Origin of the sequence: Lactobacillus johnsonii ATCC 33200 (genome assembly GCF_000159355.1) — a bacterium.
In the GTDB taxonomy this organism is placed as follows: Bacteria; Bacillota; Bacilli; order Lactobacillales; family Lactobacillaceae; genus Lactobacillus; species Lactobacillus johnsonii.
In genome coordinates this window covers 1-241 of the sequence record NZ_GG670140.1, presented here as the reverse complement: position 1 = coordinate 241, position 241 = coordinate 1, and the positions used below count along the sequence as shown (strand labels likewise).

The window sequence follows — 241 nt, the reverse complement described above, 5'->3', positions numbered from 1 at the left end:
GTCCTGCTCTTCGGCACTCGGCTTATTAAATTGCGATTGCAGGAAGTTCACCATCTGATTGAGACGGATATCCCCGCCACCAATCGCCGCCAGCAACTCGTCGACATCATTGAAGTTGTAACGCGGCAGCAGATGTTTTTCTGCTTCTTTCAGGCTGATCCCCAGATGTTCCAGCTCGTCGTCAAGGATTTGCCGCCCAGCCAGAATGTTTTTGTCACGGTCCTGTTTACGGAACCAGGCG

General features: G+C 52.3%; 1 protein-coding gene. It reads right to left on the bottom strand.

Annotation, left to right across the window (positions count from 1 at the left end):
- Window positions 1-241: RelA/SpoT AH/RIS domain-containing protein (locus HMPREF0528_RS08775; RefSeq protein ID WP_004896667.1), on the bottom strand; the 241-nt coding region annotated here is incomplete at both ends.